At 60.7% G+C, this 19,529-nt stretch carries 22 protein-coding genes; 16 read left to right on the top strand and 6 right to left on the bottom strand.

The window, feature by feature from the left end; translation table 11 throughout:
- The first annotated feature begins 83 nt into the window (after nucleotides 1–83).
- From B3527_RS11880 to B3527_RS11865, 4 genes are read left to right on the top strand one after another with little or no spacing between them, the layout of a single operon-like run.
- The gene (locus B3527_RS11880) at nucleotides 84–1,025 is read left to right on the top strand and encodes a peptidylprolyl isomerase (protein WP_051607846.1); all 942 of its coding nucleotides are present in this window, start codon (nucleotides 84–86) and stop codon (nucleotides 1,023–1,025) included.
- Nucleotides 1,022–2,272: a bifunctional glutamate N-acetyltransferase/amino-acid acetyltransferase ArgJ gene (gene argJ, locus B3527_RS11875; RefSeq protein ID WP_290480003.1), complete on the top strand. Its 1,251-nt coding sequence runs from the start codon at nucleotides 1,022–1,024 to the stop codon at nucleotides 2,270–2,272. Before B3527_RS11880 ends, argJ begins: the two co-directional genes overlap by 4 nt.
- On the top strand, nucleotides 2,269–2,670 hold the full coding sequence (locus B3527_RS11870) for a (deoxy)nucleoside triphosphate pyrophosphohydrolase (protein WP_034815068.1): 402 nt from the start codon (nucleotides 2,269–2,271) through the stop codon (nucleotides 2,668–2,670). The genes argJ and B3527_RS11870 overlap by 4 nt, the downstream gene beginning before the upstream one ends.
- A 17-nt stretch (nucleotides 2,671–2,687) precedes the next feature.
- On the top strand, nucleotides 2,688–2,861 hold the full coding sequence (locus B3527_RS11865) for a Flp family type IVb pilin (RefSeq protein ID WP_242517406.1): 174 nt from the start codon (nucleotides 2,688–2,690) through the stop codon (nucleotides 2,859–2,861).
- Between the two features lie 31 nt (nucleotides 2,862–2,892).
- On the opposite strand, the gene B3527_RS11860 is transcribed toward B3527_RS11865, so the two are convergent.
- Nucleotides 2,893–3,807, bottom strand: a complete 915-nt coding sequence (locus tag B3527_RS11860; protein WP_290480002.1) for a methyltransferase domain-containing protein — start codon at nucleotides 3,805–3,807, stop codon at nucleotides 2,893–2,895.
- Here B3527_RS11860 and B3527_RS11855 point away from each other — a divergent pair.
- The 4 genes from B3527_RS11855 to B3527_RS11840 all read left to right on the top strand — a co-directional run bounded on the left by B3527_RS11855 (nucleotide 3,806) and on the right by B3527_RS11840 (nucleotide 5,703).
- Complete coding sequence (locus B3527_RS11855) at nucleotides 3,806–4,576, top strand: ComF family protein (RefSeq protein ID WP_290480001.1); 771 nt, start codon at nucleotides 3,806–3,808, stop codon at nucleotides 4,574–4,576. The two genes, B3527_RS11860 and B3527_RS11855, sit on opposite strands and share 2 nt — an antisense overlap.
- A 30-nt stretch (nucleotides 4,577–4,606) precedes the next feature.
- A complete protein-coding gene (gene grxC / locus B3527_RS11850) occupies nucleotides 4,607–4,864 on the top strand; it encodes a glutaredoxin 3 (RefSeq protein WP_290480000.1) in 258 nt (85 codons plus the stop codon).
- Nucleotides 4,865–4,876: 12 nt separating this feature from the next.
- On the top strand, nucleotides 4,877–5,317 hold the full coding sequence (locus B3527_RS11845) for a DUF1178 family protein (protein WP_034815074.1): 441 nt from the start codon (nucleotides 4,877–4,879) through the stop codon (nucleotides 5,315–5,317).
- An 83-nt stretch (nucleotides 5,318–5,400) separates the two neighbouring features.
- Nucleotides 5,401–5,703, top strand: coding sequence for an aa3-type cytochrome c oxidase subunit IV (locus B3527_RS11840; RefSeq protein ID WP_034815077.1), 303 nt, complete (start codon nucleotides 5,401–5,403; stop codon nucleotides 5,701–5,703).
- A 5-nt stretch (nucleotides 5,704–5,708) separates the two neighbouring features.
- On the opposite strand, the gene B3527_RS11835 is transcribed toward B3527_RS11840, so the two are convergent.
- Entirely contained in the window at nucleotides 5,709–5,969 is a 261-nt protein-coding gene (locus B3527_RS11835; RefSeq protein WP_290479999.1) for a TraR/DksA family transcriptional regulator, read from the bottom strand.
- Nucleotides 5,970–6,087: 118 nt separating this feature from the next.
- Here B3527_RS11835 and B3527_RS11830 point away from each other — a divergent pair, with 118 nt between their 5' ends.
- From B3527_RS11830 to B3527_RS11820, 3 genes are all read left to right on the top strand, one after another.
- Nucleotides 6,088–7,053: an ABC transporter ATP-binding protein gene (locus B3527_RS11830; protein ID WP_206993276.1), complete on the top strand. Its 966-nt coding sequence runs from the start codon at nucleotides 6,088–6,090 to the stop codon at nucleotides 7,051–7,053.
- A complete protein-coding gene (locus B3527_RS11825; RefSeq protein ID WP_206991392.1) occupies nucleotides 7,053–8,459 on the top strand; it encodes an ABC transporter permease in 1,407 nt (468 codons plus the stop codon). Before B3527_RS11830 ends, B3527_RS11825 begins: the two co-directional genes overlap by 1 nt.
- A 100-nt stretch (nucleotides 8,460–8,559) precedes the next feature.
- A complete protein-coding gene (locus tag B3527_RS11820; RefSeq protein ID WP_290479998.1) occupies nucleotides 8,560–9,564 on the top strand; it encodes a hypothetical protein in 1,005 nt (334 codons plus the stop codon).
- Between the two features lie 93 nt (nucleotides 9,565–9,657).
- Here the strand turns inward: B3527_RS11820 and B3527_RS11815 are convergent, their stop codons facing one another.
- Both B3527_RS11815 and rpsU read right to left on the bottom strand, forming a co-directional pair.
- Nucleotides 9,658–10,488 (bottom strand): class I SAM-dependent methyltransferase, encoded by an 831-nt coding sequence (locus B3527_RS11815; RefSeq protein WP_290479997.1) that lies wholly within the window; start codon nucleotides 10,486–10,488, stop codon nucleotides 9,658–9,660.
- A gap of 136 nt (nucleotides 10,489–10,624) precedes the next feature.
- The gene (gene rpsU / locus B3527_RS11810) at nucleotides 10,625–10,834 is read right to left on the bottom strand and encodes a 30S ribosomal protein S21 (RefSeq protein ID WP_156947899.1); all 210 of its coding nucleotides are present in this window, start codon (nucleotides 10,832–10,834) and stop codon (nucleotides 10,625–10,627) included.
- Nucleotides 10,835–10,961: 127 nt separating this feature from the next.
- Here rpsU and B3527_RS11805 point away from each other — a divergent pair, with 127 nt between their 5' ends.
- The 3 genes from B3527_RS11805 to B3527_RS11795 all read left to right on the top strand — a co-directional run bounded on the left by B3527_RS11805 (nucleotide 10,962) and on the right by B3527_RS11795 (nucleotide 12,630).
- A complete protein-coding gene (locus B3527_RS11805) occupies nucleotides 10,962–11,597 on the top strand; it encodes a COQ9 family protein (protein ID WP_051607847.1) in 636 nt (211 codons plus the stop codon).
- A gap of 252 nt (nucleotides 11,598–11,849) precedes the next feature.
- The gene (locus B3527_RS11800) at nucleotides 11,850–12,185 is read left to right on the top strand and encodes a DUF2794 domain-containing protein (protein ID WP_206991388.1); all 336 of its coding nucleotides are present in this window, start codon (nucleotides 11,850–11,852) and stop codon (nucleotides 12,183–12,185) included.
- A 97-nt stretch (nucleotides 12,186–12,282) separates the two neighbouring features.
- Nucleotides 12,283–12,630 carry a hypothetical protein gene (locus B3527_RS11795; protein ID WP_206991387.1) on the top strand — a complete coding sequence of 116 codons (348 nt, stop codon included), beginning with the start codon at nucleotides 12,283–12,285 and terminating at the stop codon, nucleotides 12,628–12,630.
- A 1-nt stretch (nucleotide 12,631) separates the two neighbouring features.
- Here the strand turns inward: B3527_RS11795 and B3527_RS11790 are convergent, their stop codons facing one another.
- A complete protein-coding gene (locus B3527_RS11790; protein ID WP_290479996.1) occupies nucleotides 12,632–14,335 on the bottom strand; it encodes a vWA domain-containing protein in 1,704 nt (567 codons plus the stop codon).
- A 93-nt stretch (nucleotides 14,336–14,428) separates the two neighbouring features.
- Nucleotides 14,429–16,315, bottom strand: a complete 1,887-nt coding sequence (locus B3527_RS11785) for a DUF885 domain-containing protein (RefSeq protein WP_290479995.1) — start codon at nucleotides 16,313–16,315, stop codon at nucleotides 14,429–14,431.
- Nucleotides 16,316–16,420: 105 nt separating this feature from the next.
- On the opposite strand from B3527_RS11785, the gene B3527_RS11780 reads away from it, so the two are divergent.
- Both B3527_RS11780 and B3527_RS11775 read left to right on the top strand, forming a co-directional pair.
- Nucleotides 16,421–17,233 carry a SapC family protein gene (locus B3527_RS11780; protein ID WP_242517403.1) on the top strand — a complete coding sequence of 271 codons (813 nt, stop codon included), beginning with the start codon at nucleotides 16,421–16,423 and terminating at the stop codon, nucleotides 17,231–17,233.
- A gap of 165 nt (nucleotides 17,234–17,398) precedes the next feature.
- Nucleotides 17,399–19,492: a protein-disulfide reductase DsbD family protein gene (locus tag B3527_RS11775; RefSeq protein WP_290480676.1), complete on the top strand. Its 2,094-nt coding sequence runs from the start codon at nucleotides 17,399–17,401 to the stop codon at nucleotides 19,490–19,492.
- The last annotated feature ends 37 nt before the right edge of the window (nucleotides 19,493–19,529 follow it).

The raw sequence follows: 19,529 nt of genomic DNA, 5'->3' as shown, positions 1-19,529 counted from the left end.
AGCGTTCGGGTCAGACTTAAGAACGCCGCATTGGGGTGTCAATGCAGCGCCCTCAGCCTAAAGGAGACTTTACCGTGCTGCTTATGAAGCCCTTTCCCCGCGCTTTGCCTGCACTGCTTGCCGCTTCCGCGCTTTTATTGGTCCCCGCCTGCAACCGGCCAGTCGAAGAAGAACCCGTCATTCAGGTCGAGGCCGCAGCTGCCGTCACGGTGAATGGCGATCCGATTTATGTCAGCGAAGTTGAGCTGGAGGCCGTTGCGCGCGGCCTGATTTCACCGGGCGACGCGTTCGGCCCCGGCGACGAAAACTACGATCTGGTCCTGGACCAGCTGATCGACCAGAAATTGATGGCGCAAGAGGCGCTGAACCGCCGGCTCGACAAGGGCGCCGCAGCAGAGCGCCGGCTTGAAGTTGCGCGCGAACGTATTCTCGGAAATCTGCTCGTGGAGAGCCTGGTTGCGTCTGAAGTGAATGAGGACAGCATCGAGGCCATGTACAAGGAGCAGGTCGCCCTCCAGCAGGAGGACGACGAAGTCTCGATCGCGCATATCTTGGTTGAAACCGAGGAAGAGGCCCGGGCACTTCATCAGCAAATTCAGGACGGCGCCACGTTTGAAAGCCTCGTCGTCTCCAACTCGCTTGATACCACCACGCGCATGGAGAATGGGGGCCTGGGCTATGTCGCGCCAAACAATATGGCAGATCCGTTCCCGGTCGTGATCGCCAACACAAAGGTCGGCGAAGTCTCTGAACCCTTCCTGTCTGCCGATGGCTGGCACCTGTTGAAGGTGAAGGATCGCCGAACCAGCCCACCCAAGACCCGCGCCGAGATGCGGCCGGAGATCGTGACCTTCCTGACGCTCAACCAGGTCAGCAAGATCTTGCGACGCCTGCGCACCGAAGCGCAGATCGAAAAGGGCGAGAAATCGACAAACATTGTCCCGGATGCCGCACTTTCGCTTGAAAGCGACGGCGATCTCCTCAAAGAGCAGCCCGCATCTGATGAACAAGGACGTGAACTTTGAAACTGACCCCATCTCCCTTCGCCCCGGCTCGCTTTCCAGACCTGCCGGTCGTCAAGGGTGTGCGCGCGGCCACCGGTTCGCGCGGCTTCTATGCGGCACGTGGCATGACGCGCGATGATGTGTTCCTCTTCAGCTTTGAGGAAGGTACCCACTGCGCCGGCGTGTACACGCTGTCTCATACCGCGTCGGCGGATGTCATCTGGTGCCGGGAGGCCTTGAAGTCAGGTGCCGGCAAGGCCCGGGCCCTGATCGCAAATTCGGGCAACTCGAATGCCTTCACCGGTGCCAAGGGCGTTCTCAAGAACGAGGCAACCCTCAAGGCGCTGACCGATACGCTGGGCGTGGAAAAACAGGAATGTTTCCTCGCAGCGACCGGCGTGATTGGCGAACCCCTGCCAGACCCGAACTATGTCGGCGCGTTCGTGCCCGATCTTGCGGGCAAGCTTTCGGCTCCTGACTGGGAAGCCGCGGCACGCGCCTTCATGACGACTGATACTTTTCCCAAGGGCGCAGGGCTTGCGACCAAGATTGACGGCGTGAACGTCAATCTGGCCGGCATCGCCAAGGGCTCGGGCATGATCGCGCCCAACATGGCGACCATGCTGGCCTATGTTTTCACTGACGCCGCCATCGCGCCAGACCTGCTGCAAGGTCTGTTAGAAGAGGTAACGAACCAGACCTTCAACAACATCACGGTGGATGGCGACACGTCGACATCCGACACACTGATGGTATTCGCCACCGGCGCCAACGGCATGGCCGAGATCGCCACACGGGACGATCCCCGTTTCGCCGAATTCGCCACCGCCTTGAAGCAGGTCTGCCTCGACCTCTCCCACCTCATCGTCAAGGACGGGGAAGGGGCCAGCAAGTTCGTGACAATCACGGTCGAAGGCGCAGTGTCGGAAACCTCCGCAAAGGTGGTCGCCTGTTCGATTGCCAACTCGCCCCTCATAAAAACGGCCATGGCTGCCGGAGACGCCAATTGGGGACGGATCGTGATGGCCGTTGGCAAATCGCTTGAGCCGATAGACATGGACCAGCTCGCCATATGGTTTGATGATGTCCAGGTTGCCTCTGCGGGCGGGCGCATGCCGGACTATAGCGAAGCAGCCGCCGGCGGGGTATTTGCCCAGCCGGAATTCACCATCCGTGTCCACCTCGGCGTGGGCGAGGCGTCTGCCACGGTCTGGACCTGCGACCTGACGCATGGCTATGTCGACATCAACGGAGCCTATCGTACATGACGCGTAGAATGGTGCTTGTGGTCGCCGCTGCGCTCTATGATGCCGAAGGCCGTATCCTGCTGGCTCAACGCCCCGCTGGCAAACCGATGGCGGGCCTCTGGGAGTTCCCAGGCGGAAAGGTCGAGACAGGTGAGACGCCAGAGCGGGCGCTGGTGCGGGAATTACAGGAAGAACTCTCCATCATGGTGGACGAGACCTCTCTGAAACCGATCACTTTTGCCAGTCATGCTTATCCAGATTTTCACCTTTTGATGCCATTGTTCTCAACGGAGAGTTGGGAAGGCGAGCTTTCGCCCAGGGAAGGACAGGCCTTGGCCTGGGTCAGATCATCGGACCTTCATCTCTATCCGGCGCCTGCGGCAGACATTCCCCTGTTTGACGTGCTCTCGGGTAACTAGACAGACTCGGAGCGAACATGATGGCCTCGAATACAATGATACGCCGCTTCCTGCGTGACGATACGGGCGCAACCGCCGTGGAATACGGACTTCTGGTAGGACTGATCGCCGTTGCGATCATGGGCGGCCTCGTGGCCGTGGCCACATCCATCAACCAGACATTCACAACCGTTGAAACGGAAATGTCCTGATCGATCACTCGTCAGGTCTTGCGACCAGACGTCAGGAAGATTTGTGATTTCGTACAGCGTCGGCGAGGCTGACCCTGGCGCTTCCGGGTTTTAGCGGTTTGGGTTGGGAGTCTGCCGGGCTCCAGCCAGACATATGCACCACTTCAAATGTTGCGCGCACACGCCCGTCCGGATCGCTATAGTCATTTGCATAGATTTCCATGGCACGCATCAGCACACGGCGCGGCAGGGGCCGCATTGTCCCGGCTGCGAATGCCGCCCGCTCGCCCATACCTTTCAAATCGGCTAGCAAGCCCATCGGTGATCCGTACCGGACCACAACCTGATCGCGGTCAACGACTGGCAGGGCGAAGCCGGCCCGTTGCATCAGGCTCGCCATATCGCGCAGGCCGGGCAGGGGGGAGACACGTGCCGCGACGCCGCCGGTCAGTTCCGTTTCCGCCTCCATCAGGCTGGCCCGCAGCTCACTCAGCGTGCCCGCACCGAATAGCGCGCCCAGGAACAAGCCGTCCGGTTTCAGCGCCTGACGGATCTGCACCAGCGCACCGGGCAAATCATTCACCCAATGAAGGGACAGGGCCGACACGATCAGGTCCAGGCTGGCCTGTGGAAATGGCAGGCCCTCTTCATCCACCTGCTCTGCGTTCAGACCGCCGGCCCGGCTGAGCGCCACCATGCCGCTGGATATATCCCCGGCTTCGACAGACCCGACCTGGTCGCTGGCCTGAAGCAGTTTGGCGAGTTGGCCATCATGTGCGCCGAGATCAAAGGCGCGATCAAAGGAATGAGACGTATCCGCCAACCGGTCCGCGATATCGCTCGACACGCGCGCTTTCAGGAAGTCATATTCTTTGAAACTGGCTGCGGCCCGGCTGCGATTACGGGCCACCCGTTCGCGGTCGAACAGGCGGGGCGGCGCAGAATTCGGGGGGACCGGGGAAGGCATGAGCAGCGATATGGACCACCGGGCCCGCATGGCAAAGGGGCTAATGCGCGGCGCGGCTGAATTTCTCTGGCCCCAACGCTCCCTCGTCAGTGGCCAGCGCGGCGCAGGCAAGGGGCCGCTCTCGCCGTCCGAATTCGCCGCCATCGGGTTCCTTTCCGATCCTGTCTGCGAAAGCTGTGGCCGGCCAATGGAACTGGACCTTGGGCCAGGGGCGCAATGTGCGCCCTGTATCGCCCGCCCGCCGCGTTGGGACCGGGCCCGCGCGGCGCTCGTCTATGAGGCCGCCAGTCGCCGCATCGTGCTTGACCTCAAACGATCCGGCCGCCGGGACGGGCTGCATGTCATGACCGGCTGGATGCACCGGGCGGGGGGGCAACTGGTCGCCGAAGCCGATCTGATCGTGCCCGTGCCGCTGCACTATACGCGCCTTGTCAGTCGAGGCTTCAACCAGTCAGCCTGGCTGGCACAGGGTATTGCCCGCCGTGCCGACCTGTCCTGCCGCGTCGATGTCCTGAAACGCCGCCGCCGCACGCCCACTCAGGGTGGGCTCAGCGCGAAGGCTCGCCGTCGCAATGTGGCGGGGGCATTCAAAGTCTCCGACCGCGCTGCAACCCATGTGCACGACAAGCGTATCCTGCTGGTGGATGATGTCCTGACGACGGGTGCGACCCTGTCTGCCTGCACGCGTGCCCTGAAACAGGCAGGCGCGCGACAAGTCGACGTGCTGGTGCTTGCGCGCGTTGTGCGGGAAACGGATGTCACCATATAAAACCGGAAGAAACTATTCAGGAGCCCCTCAATGGCTGATGTCACAATCTATACGCGCCAGTTCTGTCCTTACTGCACGCGCGCCGTCTCCCTGCTGAAATCCAAGAACGTCAATTTCAATGAAATCGACGCCGGAATGGATGCGCAGAAAAAAGCCGAAATGGTCGAACGGTCTGGGGGCGGTCGCACCTTCCCGCAGATTTTTATCGGCGAGAAACATGTTGGCGGTTGTGATGACATGATGGCACTGGAAAAGGCCGGGAAGCTGGATTCCCTGCTCGGCGCATAATCCGCGGCAGCCATGATCCGTTACGCGCTTATCTGTTCCGATTGCGACCATGACTTCGAGGCATGGTTTGCGTCGTCTTCGGCGTTTGACGACCAGTCCAGCCGGGGCCTTGTCAGCTGCGCGATGTGCGGCGGCGAGAATGTGGTCAAACAGATCATGGCGCCGTCTGTGCGTACATCCGACGGTCGCAAGGCCGCGCCGGATGAGGCGGCGATGGCGCGGGAATTTCTTGCGAAGGCACGCGACCACGTCTCGCGCAACTTCGACTATGTCGGCGACAGCTTCGCAGACGAGGCGCGTTCGATGTTCTATGGCGAGACCGACAACCGGCCGATCTGGGGCGAAACCTCTGCCGAAGAATCCGAAGCCCTGCGTGAAGAGGGTATCCCCGCAGCGCCCTTGCCACGGGCAATGACGCCCAAGCGGCCCAAATCGAACAAGCAACTAAACTGAACTGGAGCGCTTTGACGCGCTTGACCCTGCTTCGCCCTGATATATTACGCAGGTCACAAGGTTTTTGACGGGGAGTGCCCTAAATGGCTGCCAGTGAATATCATCGTGGAGACATGGACATCAGCGCCCAGAAGGCGACTTGGGATGGTTTCATGGTGGGAAGCATCTGGGGCAGCCTGCTCATCATCCTGACCGTCGGCTATGCAACGCTCGCCGTTGCCATTGGCATGAACTGGATGATTGCCCTCGGCCTGATGACCGTATTCGGCATTGTCTCCGGTCTGGTCATGAATTTGGGTGGCCGCTGGATGGCCACTGTCGTGCTGATGGTGGTGCTGGCCTTGGTCGTCCAGCTGTTCATCGCACTGTTCGGACTCGTCCTTTAGAACACTCAGATCGACAGGTTTTCCGGTTCCTTGCAATCGGCGCATGTCGCGATGGCCGGATCAGCCTTGAGCCGTGTCAGCGGGATTCTGGCGTCACATCCTGTGCATAGGCCATAGCGCCCCGCTTCCATGCGGGCGAGGGCGGATTCGATCCGGGCCAACTGTTCTGCGTATTTCTCAAGGGAACCAGGCGGGCGCCGGATTCCGTCAGCACCTGCATCTTTTGTCAGGCGATCCAGTCCTGAAAGGGGAGGCATCGTCTTCATCTGGAATGATGCTGCGACTCCTTTAAGGGCTTGGCAAGGCGTTTCGGGCGATTGAGGGTAATCCATATCGACAAACACTAACGACCTGACGTCGATTGCCTACAAGGACGCCATGCCGATGCCCTCATCGCCCCTGATCATGACCTCTGTCACCAAGCGGTTTGGGACATTTACCGCCGTGGACAACCTGTCCCTTGAAGTGCCGGACGGCCAGATCATCGGCTTTCTCGGCCCGAACGGCGCTGGCAAATCGACCAGCTTGCGCATGGGACTCGGGATCATGGAGCCGGATTCAGGCGAGGTGGAACTGTTCGGTGCGCGGCCGAATGTCCGCGCGCTTCAGCAGGTCGGCTTCCTCCCGGAAGAGCGCGGCCTGTACAAGAAGATGACCGCGCGCGACACGATCAGCCATTTTGCGCGCCTGAAGGGCCTGTCAGCGCATGATGCGCGGACGCGCGCTGACGAACTGCTCAGCGCTGCGGGCCTTGAGGAATTCAGCCGCGCGCGCATCTCGAAATTGTCCAAGGGCATGGCACAGAAGGTCCAGATCCTGTCCACGCTGGCGCACCGGCCCAAATTCCTGATCCTGGATGAGCCCTTTTCAGGCCTTGATCCGGTCAACCAGCAAGCCCTTGAAGATCTTGTCCGTGCCGAGCATGCACGCGGCGCGACCATCCTGTTCTCCACCCATGTCATGGAACATGCCGAACGCCTCTGCGACCGCATCGTGATGATGGCGCGGGGGCGCAAGGTTCTGGACGGAACGCTGAAGGAGGCCTTTGCCACGCTGGGGCAGGGGGCACGGATTTCCGTCGAGAACGGGTTTGATCTGTCGAGCGCACTCGGCCCGAAAGGGTTCGAGGCGGTCCGCACGACAGATGCCGGACATGGCGAGACCTGGCGGATCGATCTGCCGCCGGGCCGGGAGGCGCAGGACGCCTTGCGCGCCGCAATTGAGGCCGGCGCACCGATTACCGGCTTTGCGCCCGAAGAGGCCCGCCTGCGCGACGTGTTCGTGTCGCTGGTGGGCGAGGCAGATGCAGCCGCTCTGGCCGCATCGCTTGCAGAAGATGAGGCCGCCTGATGCGCAACATATTGCTGATCTTTCGCCGGGACTATCTTGGCTATGTAAAGGCCTGGGGCTTCTGGCTGAGCCTGGCGGCTGTGCCGCTCTTCATGATCATCGGTGCGGCGCTCGCCAGTTTTGCGGCGCAATCCTCGCCGGTGCGCTACTATGCCGTCATCGAGCCGGGTGGCATCTATGCCGAGGCGATCGAAGCCGAGTTCCAGCGCCGGGAAATGGCCAATGCGGAACGTACAAGCGAACTTGCCGAACAGCTGGACCTGCCCGTCATGAGCGAGGATGAAGCCCGCGCCGCCGCCGAAGGAGCCAGCATTGCCAGCCGGAAATTCATCCCGGTGCCCGCGCCCGCAGATTCCATTGACGGATTGCGACCCTATCTGCTCGGTGAAAAACTGGTCTCCGGTCCGCTCGGCGACAAGCCGCTCTTTGCGGCCTTTGTGCTGGCCGAAGATGGCGGCGAGCTCGAATACTGGAGCGACGACGTCAATGTCGACCAGCTGCGCTATCTCGCCCAGGATGCCATGCTGCGCCTTGCCCGCCGCGATGCGCTCAACGAAGCCGGGCTTGGCGAAGACTTCCTCCAGAACGTGGATGATGCGGCCTTTGACGTGCCGGCACGCCGTATCCGCACGATCGAGGAACAGGATGCCACCGGCGCCGAAGTGACGATGGCCGACCGCGCGCCGATGTTCGTCGCGGGCGGGCTCGCCTATTTCCTCTGGCTGATGGTGTTCTCGATCATTCAGTACTTGCTGATGGGCACGATCGAGGAGCGCTCGAACAAGATTTTCGACACACTGCTGACCTCGGTAAAGCTGCCGGAATTGCTGGCAGGCAAGATGCTCGCCGTGTTCGCGGTCACCTCCACCATGATGCTGTCCTGGGGCCTGTTTGCCTTTGCGGGCGGCACATTGGTCGCGACACAGATTCCGGGTGTTGGCAGCATTATCGAGCCATTCCTGGCGACGCTTGCCAATCCGGCCATCATCGTGCCGGGCCTGATCAGCTTCATTCTCGGCTATATCATGTACGGCATGATCTTCATGGCGCTCGGTTCGCTTTGCGATACGATTCAGGAAGCGCAGACCCTGCTCAGCCCAATGATGATCCTGCTCATGCTACCCATGTTCGCGATCTTCATCGCCTTTCAGGATCCGGGCTCTCCATTGGTCGACATCGCCTCATGGATTCCGTTCTTCACGCCCTTCCTGCTGATCCTGCGCATGCCGCATGATCCGCCGCTCTGGGAAGTGCTCGCCCAGATGGGCCTGATGGCCGGGTTCGCCCTGCTCATCCTGTGGCTGTCCACCAAGGTCTACCGCGCAGGCGCCGTCCACGGCGCCGGCATCGGCGACATGGGCGGCATGCTCAAGCGGATGGTCGGCCTGAAAGGGAAGGCGGTTTAGGGCGAAGTCCACGCTTTAGTCTTCTTTGGGGCAGGAGGGGAAATACCCAAGCATCCGAGTCTTCCCTGCTACAGCATAGTGCTACATAGCTCTTTAGGTCATGTCGAAGTTCAAGTTATCGCCTCCCCTGCACGACGCAGTGTTCAACGTTGCCGCATCAATTCTCAAAGGGAAGCTAGATGATGATGCGCTTGCCTCATTTGTAGAACAGACCAACTCAATAAATTTGAAGCACATCGCCCAATGCGAGAGCGAAATAAGGTCGATAATATATAAAGCGCAATACGAGCTCGGTCGACGTCAGTTATGGAAACAACGAAAGGATCACCGCTTCGTCTTTCCTTGGTTTGATCTGTTTAGTGGCGATGGATTCCGACGCGAGAGATCGCTTCGAACAATTAAATCCGGAGCACCAACCGCTTTTCTACTGGCCATTCTGCTGCGCAGATTAAACGACTGGGTTCCTCAAGTAAGAGAGGCCGCTAGAATTGCTGTCAAAGAGGTTTTGGCCGAATCGGATACCGAGATTGTCGTGTCCGTTGCTTGGGTATTGTTGCCAGTTCGGTCCACATGGGGGCGATTGGAAGACCGCGACCTTCAAGTCTTGGATACTATCACGGACCGCGAATCCGTTGCGTCGCGCTTAGCTGATACAATCGAAAGGGCCGATAGCGGTCCCGCTGCCACAATTCTTCGACAAGCAAGTCGGCGTCCCGCATTGGATAAGTTCTTACCTCGACTGGCAAAGCAGGCAGTACAACCTGCTGTTCGCGCTTTAGCTCACCGAATGCTCATCCAACGACAAGCGGTTTGGCTGGTGGGGTGGCAGTGGCGATGGACTGACAAATCTCTCGGAGAACGAGAGAAAGAGCCAAAACTATCGATCCGCTCAATCGATCACGCACTATCTGAGGCTCAGCTAATCGAAGCGGCGGCTAACGATCCGGCAGCTTCTGTCCGCAGGGTTGCTGGTGACGGACTTATCACCAAGAAAGGTAACCTCACCGAATTTGAACTCGAAATTGCTAGACAGTTAGAAACTGACCCATATCCGTCGGTCGCTGAGCGCGGGCGTTTTGTTTTGCGAGAAGATGCCTCTGGTTGATAGATAATATCCCCTCCGACGCCGAAAGCGGTCGCCCCAAAAACAAAAAAGCCCCGACTGCTTGAATCTCTGTTGCTGTCGGCGCAGCGCGCTTTAGCCTTTTACCGCAATCATTTCGACAGGTGCGATGAGGCCTGCGGCGATATTTGCCTCCATGTTTCCTACCTTCTCGGCTGTGCTGTGCTGCATCAATGTGTGAAGCCCGAGCGGTGGCGGACCGCCACGGGTCGCGTTGGCTTCCCGGATCTTGCGGAAGAAATCCAGTGCGAAAGCACCCCGGTTGTTCTCAGTCAGACACTCAAACCCGGCTGCCTCAAGCGCTTTCCTGTAGCCTTCCGGCCCAGTGAGCCAGCTCGTGTCGCGACTGCCGGCCCATGGCACTGGATAGGCCAGGTCGCCTTCGCCCGTTCGCATGATATCGTAAATGCCGAACCGCGCACCTGAGTCCAAGACACGGTGAACCTCGGCAAACAGGGCCTCCTTGGCGTCGATATTCATGCCGACATGCATCATGTAGGCACGCTGGAATTCGCGATCAGGAAAGGGCATGGACAATGCGCTGCCTTGCCTCAGAGACACCCGGTCGGACAGTCCCACCCAATCGCACAGCACCTGACCCGTCTCCACATATTCCGGTGTGAGATCAATGCCTGTGACCTGAGCCTCATAAGTGGCCGCCGCAAACCGCGCCCCACCGCCAAGGCCGCACCCGATATCCAGCACTGTCATGCCTGCATTGATATCAAGCTGGTCGAGAAAGTGCGTGCTGGCGATGCGGCCACCAATATGAAATTCGTCAACCGGTCCCAAATCGTCGACCGTGACCCTGTTTGGACCCAGTCCAAGATTCGACAGGCCGTCCTCGATTGCCTGCAGCAAATCGCCGTGGCGATAGTGCGCAGCAATCTGTTCATTGAGGGTCATGTGCGTGCCTGACTGTCAGCTTGCCGATGGCGATGATCTTGATCGCGACCACGCTCCAAATCAACTCCGAAAGCAAAAAGCCCCGCCAGCGCGAACTGGCAGGGCTTTTATGGAAACCGGTAATCCGGAGAGGCGTCTATACGATGCCTTCGCGCTGGGCGCGCTTGCGAGCCAGCTTGCGGGCGCGGCGAACCGCTTCAGCGCGCTGACGAGCTTTCTTCTCGGATGGCTTTTCGAAGTACTGACGGGCCTTCATTTCCCGGAACAGGCCTTCGCGCTGCATTTTCTTCTTCAGCGCGCGCAGAGCTTGCTCGACATTGTTATCGCGGACGACGATCTGTACGATTGTTCTTCTCCATTCGTTAGGGGCGTCGCCCCGATTCAATTCGGTTGAGGCCTACAGACCTCGGAAGCGGGGCCTATATCACGGCTCTGGCCGATTGGCCAAGCCCTTAAAGCCATCAGGTTCAGTTATGACACAAACACCGTCCGAAGTCCTTAGGTTCCGCTGGCTGGACGCAATGCTGCCGGACGTGCCGTTCGATGGCTGGACAGAGGCCACAGCGGCCAGGGCCGCCAAACAGGCAGGCCTCAGCGAGGGCGAACAGGCGCTGGCGGCGCCAAATGGCGTACCCGACTTGATTGACGCCTTCTTTGACCGGGCGGGGCAGGCGGCTCGCGAGGCGCTTGCGGATCAGGATATCTCGGCCCTCAAGACGCCCGCGCGCGTAAAGGCGGGTGTTCTGGCATGGCTTGCTGCGCTGGAGCCGAACCGGGAAGCGGTCCGCCGCGCCGCCGTTCGGGGCCTGCTGCCCTGGGGCGCGGCCTCTGCGGTCCAGCGGACCTGGCGCATCGCAGACATGGTCTGGGACGAGGCGGGCGATACATCAGAGGATTACAATCGCTATTCCAAGCGCGGCCTGCTGGCGGCGGTGATCCCGCCGATCATCATGTATTGGCTCGACCAGCCGTCGGATGAACAGCTCGATACCTATATCGACCGGCGTCTCAGCCTTGCCTCGGGCATCGGCCGGAATCTCGGGCGAATTGCCAAGCCATTGCTTGACGTATTGCCGGTCTCGCGGCCCAATGGGTCCACGAAGGCGTAGGTTAATTGTCAGGGAAGGGTAAGTTGTCGGACAGAAGCTGAACAAACGCCCCAGGGGGCTGGGGGGGCTGATGGGTCCGGGGTGTCTGCTGAACACCTCCGTCCGACAATTAGAAGATGATTGTCGTCGGGGGCGGACGCAAGGCGTAAACATGGCAAAACTGCCCCAATTACCCCCGTTTTGCATTAAATCGCGGTTAGGCGAGCTTACCAGCCACCTTTTCGCGTCTCAGGAGAAACCAGAAAGGGAAAAATGGCTGAAAACACGCACCGGATAACGCCCCCGGAACCGCGAATCGCTTTTCACAAGACCGAACTCCAACCGATTCTCGACGTCTATGGCCGATTGGTCATGGCCGGCAAGGCAAGGGACTATGCCATTGGCATGCACAAGGACGTCGCGATCTTTGCCATTTTCAGGCGACACGCCGAAAACCCCACCTGGCGGATCGAGAAACAGCCCCATCTCGCAAACATGCAGGGCCAGTATGTGGTCTACGGACAGGCCGGTCAGGTGCTGCGCCGCGGCCGCGAACTGTCGCAAGTCCTGCGCGTTTTCGACCGCAGCCGTTTCCGCGTCATTGAGTGAAATTCGATCGAATGCGTTAACACGCTGTTAACTAAAAAATTCTTGCGGAACGTTCTGGAACATTATAGGAACATGCTCATCAGAACGGAGCATGAACATGGGTATCGACGTAAGATTTCGGGGACGGTCAGGCAAAGCCTGGGATTTCAAACGCGTTCCATTGGATGCGCCTTGGGCGCGCACGGCAGGCGTGGCATTGTTTGCCGCTCCGGACACATATGGATGGCGCATCATCCGCACGATTGAATTGTCGGGCAAGCCAAACGACGTCCAGCCAATCTGGGCACTCGCCGATGCCGAACGCTACGGCGCGCGGGCGGTCTTCCTCGCCACGGAATTCGATGCGCGCACGCGCCGCCTGATCGTGAACGATATCGAGGCCGGCTTCAGCCCGGTCTGCGTAACGGATCGCAGCCGGGCCGACGCCGCACCCATCGCGGCCTGATCTATTCGATTTCCTGACCCGGCCTGTTCAGGGCGGCCTGTGCTTCGGCCGTTTCTGCCAGCCGGGTCAGTTGTACGAATTCCGCGCGATAGCCGAATTCATCCGGGCCCTTGGCGCCATTCGCCAGATTTCGGATTTCCTCCCAGCCGAAACCGGTGCCGAGGGCCTCTCCCCCTTTCAGCATCTCGCCATAGCCTGCCACCGACGTGGCAAAGCGCGCCCATTGCGGGGCGGCGGCTGTGCTGGCCACACGGTCGGAAAGGGTGACAGGACGCTCCAGCAGGATGGAGTCCTCCGCGCCGGGGGCCTTGTAGCGCAGTTTCACAAACGCATATTCCCCGGACGGATCGCTGGCCGACGTATCCGTGTCACCATAGCGCAGCGGATCGATCTGAGCGGCGTCTGAGCCAACCGGCGTGATCTCATAGATCGCGGTGACACTCGTGCCCGCGCCAATATCGCCGGCATCGACCTTGTCATTGTTGAAGTCTTCCCGGTCCAGCATACGGGTCTCGTAGCCGATCAGGCGATACTCGGCGACGCGCGCCGGATTGAACTCCACCTGGATCTTCACATCATCCGCAATCGGAAAGATATTGCCCGACAGGTCATCGGCCAGAATCTTGCGCGCTTCGCTCAGCGTATCGACATAGGCCGCCGTGCCGTTTCCGGTCTGGGCGATCTTCTGCATCATCGCATCATTGTAATTGCCGCGCCCGAAGCCGAGCACGGACAGGTAAATGCCGGTCTCGCGCTTGCGGGAGACGAAATCCTCCAACTGTTCCGGGTCGGAAATGCCGACATTGAAGTCTCCATCGGTCAGCAGCATGACGCGATTGACGGCATCTTCCTTCAGGCCCTGTTCGGCCAGCGAATAGGCAAGGCGCAGGCCTTCACCGCCCGCGGTAGAGCCACCGGCTTTCAATTCTTCCAGCGCCGCAACAATCTTGCGCTTCTCGCTGACCGGTGTCGGCTCCAGGATTTCCCCGGCGGCGCCCGCATAGACGACGATGGCGATCGTATCGGTTGGCTTCATCTCCTCCAGCATCAGCTTGATGGCCTGCTTGGCCAGCGGCAGCTTGTCGTCGGAGAACATGGATCCCGACACGTCCATCAACAGGGTGAGATTGATGGGCGGGCGGGCATCGCGGTCTATGTCCCGGCCCTGAATGCCGATCTGCATCAGCTCGCGTCCCTCTGCAAAGGGTGAGGGCATCACATTCACCTGGGTCGAGAAGGGGGCCTCGCCTTCGGCGGGCTGGGGATAGGTATAGTCGAAATAATTGATCAGCTCCTCGATGCGCACGGCATCCTTGGGCGGCAGGATGCCGTCTTCCAGAAAGCGCCGCACATTGGCATAGGAGGCCGTGTCGACATCAATCGAGAAGGTCGAGACCGGTTCTTCGCTGACCAGCTTGACCGGGTTCTGCTCGACATCCTCATACTGGTCCCGGAATTCGGGTGCGGGCGCCAGGATCACTGGTGCGGCCATTGCTTTGCCGACCATGGCCCGGGATTCCATCACCATTTGCGGCGGTGGCGGAGCAGGGGGCGGTGGGGGCGGCGCGGATGAGTCCTGCTGGCTGCCCGTGACAGTTACCGTTTGCAACTCCGCGTCGCCTGCCTGACCGGTCTCACTCGTTTCACAAGCTGTCAGTATTGCGGCGGCGGCCACTCCGGCCAGAACCATTCCTCGCATGCGCATGATGTCCCTCCTCATTGCGTCCTTGAGGTGACAGAATGGTAAGCCGCGCATGGCGTCAATAAGGCGAAGCCCGGATAGTTTGTGGCAAAAAGCCTAGTTCGACAGGTCGACTTTCGAAATGTACCAGCGCTCCACATCTCGTTCGAGCAGGGAGAGGGGGCGCGGTCCGCCGCCAAGAACAACGGCGTGGAATTCTGCCAGATCGAAATCGGGGCCGAGCACGCGTTGGGACCGTTCGCGCAGATCCAGTATGCGTTGCGCGCCCACCCAATAGGCCGCTGCCTGTCCGGGCCAGACGGCATAGCGGTCCACTTCCTGGGCCATGGCCTCTGGCGATTGCCCGGTCGTCTCAGCGAGGTAGTCGATTGCCTGCTGGCGGGTCCAGTGGTCTCGATGCATGCCCGTGTCGGCCACGAGACGTGCAGCGCGGAACAACATGGACTGCAGGAACCCGATCCGGCCCAGCGGATCGTCCGTGTACAGGCCGCGATCATGCGCGAGGATTTCGCCATACACGGCCCAGCCTTCGCCATAGGCTACATTCCAGATCATCTGACGGATCAAAGGCAGGTTGGCGGTCTCTGCGGTGAGAGCGCTTTCCAGATGGTGCCCCGGAATCGTCTCGTGGAAGACCAGCGTCGCCAGCATGAAGTCCGGCCAGTCCGTCATATCACTGAGATTGATCTCGAACTGGGCCGGGGCCGAGCCATTGGCCGGGGCCGCGCTGTAGAAGGCCGATGGGGCAGATGCTTGCAGAAAATCCGGCACGGCACGGATCGTCACGCCCGTCCGCGGCATGCCGGGCATGATTTCGGCCATGTTCGTCTCTGCGCGAACCATATGCGTCCGCATGCGTGCCAACAGGGCCTCGCGCCCTTCCGGCGTGTCTTCGTACAATTGGCCTTCGAGTAGTGACAGGGCCGCCAGCCGTTCGGTCAGCGTGCCTTCAACCAATTCCTGTGCCTCCAGCGCGGCCATCAATTCTTCGGTCAGTTGGGCCACTTCGGCCAAGCCCTGTGCGTGCAGGGCTCCGGCGGTGATCCCTTCATCCGTATAGGCCGTCAGGGCGGCGTCATAATAGACATCCCCGCCGGGCAGTTGCCAGACGCCGGGCTCTTCCGGCGCGTCGTCCATCAGCGCCTCCAGCGCGGCGGCGAACTCGGCATAGGCAGGCAGCACGTCATTGCGCACAAGCGCGTCGACGCGGGCGGCGAGTTCTGTCTGCTCCTGCAGGCTGAGGCCATCCGCGCCTGAGGCGAGATTGTTGAAGGTCGTGACCAGCAAATGTGCCTCGGCGGGCCCTGCGCCGATTGTTTCCGCCAGTGTTTGCATACGCTCCAGCACGAATACGGGCGGCACGATGCCGGCGCGGGCATCAGCCTGAAGACGGCGGCGCTCGTCCTGCAACGCACCGGGAAGCTGCGCCAGTCGGCTGACATAGTCGCGCGCATCCTGAGCGGTGCCAAACGGATGCGCGCCGGTCAGCAGGTCCGGCACATCAATATACGCCCCGCGCATATGATCGGCGACATAGGGATAGGCGTGGCCAAGACCGGTCTGGCCATGACCGGCGACAAACAGGGATTCCGCGGTCTCATACGCCTGGATAACCGTGTCGAGGTGCCGGGCCTGTTGCCCGCCTTCGACCGGGCGCGGCGCGGCCAGCAAGGCTTCGAGGATTTCGAGCCGTTTGACACGTGTCCGCTCAAACGCGGCCTGGGAGCGGTCGGTGAGATAGGCGTTGAAATCATACCCGGTGGCGTCCTCGGACAGGCCCAGCCGGGTCGCCATTTCCGGATTGTCAGCAAGTTCATTCGCGGCAATCGAGGCCATCAGATCATCAACCTGGCGCGCAATCCGGCGGGGTGTGCCCGCATCGTCCACAGCCGGCGTACAGGCAGCCGCCAGCGACAGGACAGCCAGTCCGCTGAAAGCGCCTTGGAAAACAGATCGCATTGAGGCTGGGAAGCGCAGTTTCATTGGAGAAATATGACCTTTTCCTGACTGTAGTTCCCACGCTTTGGGGTGTTGTGGGCTGTGGCTATTTCCGGTAACGATCCGGCAACAATTTCGGGAGTCTCCAACGTGAACACAACACCTGCAACCCCGCCAGCGGGCGGACAGCCGAACCTTTCCGGCACCGTGATGTTCTACAAGCAGCCTCAGCCGCTGTCTGCAGAAGCTCATGCTGGCCTTGGCGTCAAACAGATCGAACAACCTTTCGCGTTCCTGCGGGAGTCCCATGCTGTACCGGTAACGGTTTCCGAATTCGGAAGAGCGGCGAGTTTTTACCCGCTGATCTTCGTCGGCGAAGAACGCACACCAGTTGCCGTGATGGGCATCCGTCAGGGCCAGAACCTGTATGTCGACAATAACGGATTCGTGGCTGACGACCATTACGTGCCGGCCTTTGTGCGCCGCTATCCATTCGTCTTTGCGTCTGATGAAGGCTCAGACCGTCTGGTCCTGTGCGTCGACCGCGCCGCGCCGATGGTCAGCAACCAGCCGGAAGTGCCTTTCTTCGAAAACGGCCAGCCGAGCAAATTCACCAATGACGCCATTGAATTCTGTAAGGAATTCGAGCGCCAGCGTCAGGCCACCGTCGAATTCGGTCGCATCCTGAAGGATATGGATCTGCTGGAGCAGAAGACGGTTTCCTTCCAGCCGCGCGACAATCAGGGCAATCCGGTTGGCCAACAGCAGAAGATCGCTGACTATTGGGCCGTTTCCGAAGACAAGCTGAACGCGCTGCCAACCGAGAAATTCCTCGAACTGCGCAGCAATGGTGCCCTCGGCGCAATCTATGCGCACCTGATTTCGCTGATGAACTGGCAGGTCGTGATCCAGCGCGCGGTTCGCATTCAGGCGACCGAGGCGGTCGCAGCGCCCGTCAACTAGGCTTCACGCCCATCGAACAGGAAAAGCGGCTCCATCCGGAGCCGCTTTTTTCTTGCGCGCCATGCCATGGTCACTGTGTCATCACGTTTGAGCGAGGCCCTTCATTCTGCGACCAATCGCAGGCATACGGGCACACCAGTACATATGCCGCCTAAAGGACCTCTCATGATCAGAGCTCTCACCCTGCCGTTTCTCGCCGCCCTGATCGCGATGATGCCGGTTGCCTACGCCCAGCCCGTCGATGGGGGCCGGGCCATGGTCGAGCTGATTACCGAACGCGAACGCGTTGAGCCCGGTGAAACATTCTATGCCGCGATCAAGATGGACCTCGATGCGGGCTGGCATGTCTATTGGCGCAATGCCGGGGATGCTGGCCTGCCGCCGCAAGTCGATGTGCTGGACGGCAGTGACATTACCGAAGCCTCCATCGGCCCCTTTGTCTGGCCCATTCCTCATCTGCTGCCGGTCGTGGAAGGGGAGATCATGGATTATGGCTATGATGACCGCCTTGTCCTGCCATTTCCGCTGACCATTCCCGCCGATGCGATGGGCAGCGTGCAGCTCAATCTCCTCGCTGATTATCTGATCTGCGAAGAAATCTGCATTCCCGAAACCGCCGAAGTGAGCCTGACCTTGCCCGTCGGCCCCAGCGAGCCGCACATCGAAGATGGCATGCTGATCAGCAAATGGATCGCGAAAGCGCCGCGTGATTTTGATGGCGAAGCGCGTATCGACGCCAGCAGCAGCCTCTGGAAGCTGAGCCTGAAAACCGAAGGCGGCTTCGATCCCGGCTCCAACATCCGGTTCTACCCCTTTGGCCATGAAATCAGCCACCCGGCAGACCAGCCGATCAGTTTTGGAAGCGATGGGGCCACGCTCAGCCTCACGCCCGCCGATGACAGCCTGGAAGCAGCACTTGAGGGCATTGTCGTCGTCGAGACCCCGGACGGAGACCGTGCCGGCTATACGATTGCCGCCGATCAGGGGAGCGTCTTCGAGAATACGGCGGGCATCGCCGCCCGGTCGGCATCGTCCGGCGCAGGTGGCAAAAGCCTGATCGCGCTCGCATTGGCGGCGGTGATTGGCGGCCTGATCCTGAATCTGATGCCCTGCGTCCTTCCGGTGCTCTCCATCAAGGCGATGGGCATGGTGCATGCGGTCGCGTCCGGCCATGAAAGCGAAGTGCGCAGCCACGGGCTCTGGTATACGGGCGGCGTCCTCCTTTCCTTTGCCGCGCTTGCCGCCGCCATCATCGCGATCCGCGAAGCTACCGGCACGGCCAATCTCGGCTTCCAGCTGCAGAACGGCCCAACCGTTGCCGTGCTGACGCTGATCATGTTTGTCATCGGCCTCTGGCTGCTTGGCATGTTCGAGCTTGGCACATCGATCCAGAATACCGGCAGCAGCCTCGCCTCGCGCAGTGGCTCGATGGGCGCCTTCTTTACCGGCGTGCTCGCCGCTGTGGTGGGTGCGCCCTGTATCGGGCCCTTCCTCGGCGCCGCGCTTGGCGCGGTGCTGGATCGTCCGGCGATCTCGGTCCTGATTGTCTTCCTCGCCATGGGGCTTGGCCTGGCATTGCCCTATCTGGTGCTCAGCTTCGTGCCGGGCCTGTCACGCCTGCTGCCCAAGCCGGGGCGCTGGATGGAGACATTGAAGCAGTTCTTCGCCTTCCCGATGTTCCTGACTGCGGCGCTGCTGCTGTGGACGCTTGGTGCGGTCTCTGGCCCGGCGGCGGTTGCATGGACCGTGGCGGGCGGCACGCTGATCGCCTTCGGCATCTGGCTGGCCAAACGCGGCGGGGGCGCGCTCGCCAAGGCAGTCGCCGCGATCGCGGTGATCGCGGGGCTTGTCTATCCCGCGCTGACGGCGAACTCGTCGGTGGCGGCAGGGGAGGGCAACGCCCAGTATGCGGAGAAATATGAAACCGAAGCCTGGAGCCCGCAGCGCGTTGCGGAACTCACTGCAGAGGGGCGCCCGGTCTTCGTGGACTTCACCGCAACCTGGTGCGCCACCTGCCAGCTCAACAAGGCGACGACGCTGAAATCGAAAGCCGTCCAGAATGCTTTTGCCGCGCATGATGTGGCTTTTCTCGTGGCGGACTTCACCCGCAAGGACCCGGTCATTGCCGAGGAGCTGAAACGGCGCCAGCGGGCGGGCGTGCCGATGTATCTCTGGTATGCCGCCGGGGCGACCGAGCCGGAAATCCTGCCGGAAGTGCTGTCTCAAAAGCTTGTGATTGGACTTGTCACGTCTGAGTGAGCATGATGCGAACTCCACGACATATTGGAGGATCCCG

Source organism: Hyphomonas sp. UBA4505 (assembly GCF_002388685.1).
Taxonomy (GTDB): Bacteria; Pseudomonadota; Alphaproteobacteria; order Caulobacterales; family Hyphomonadaceae; genus Hyphomonas.
This window is presented reverse-complemented; position numbering and strand designations above follow the sequence as displayed.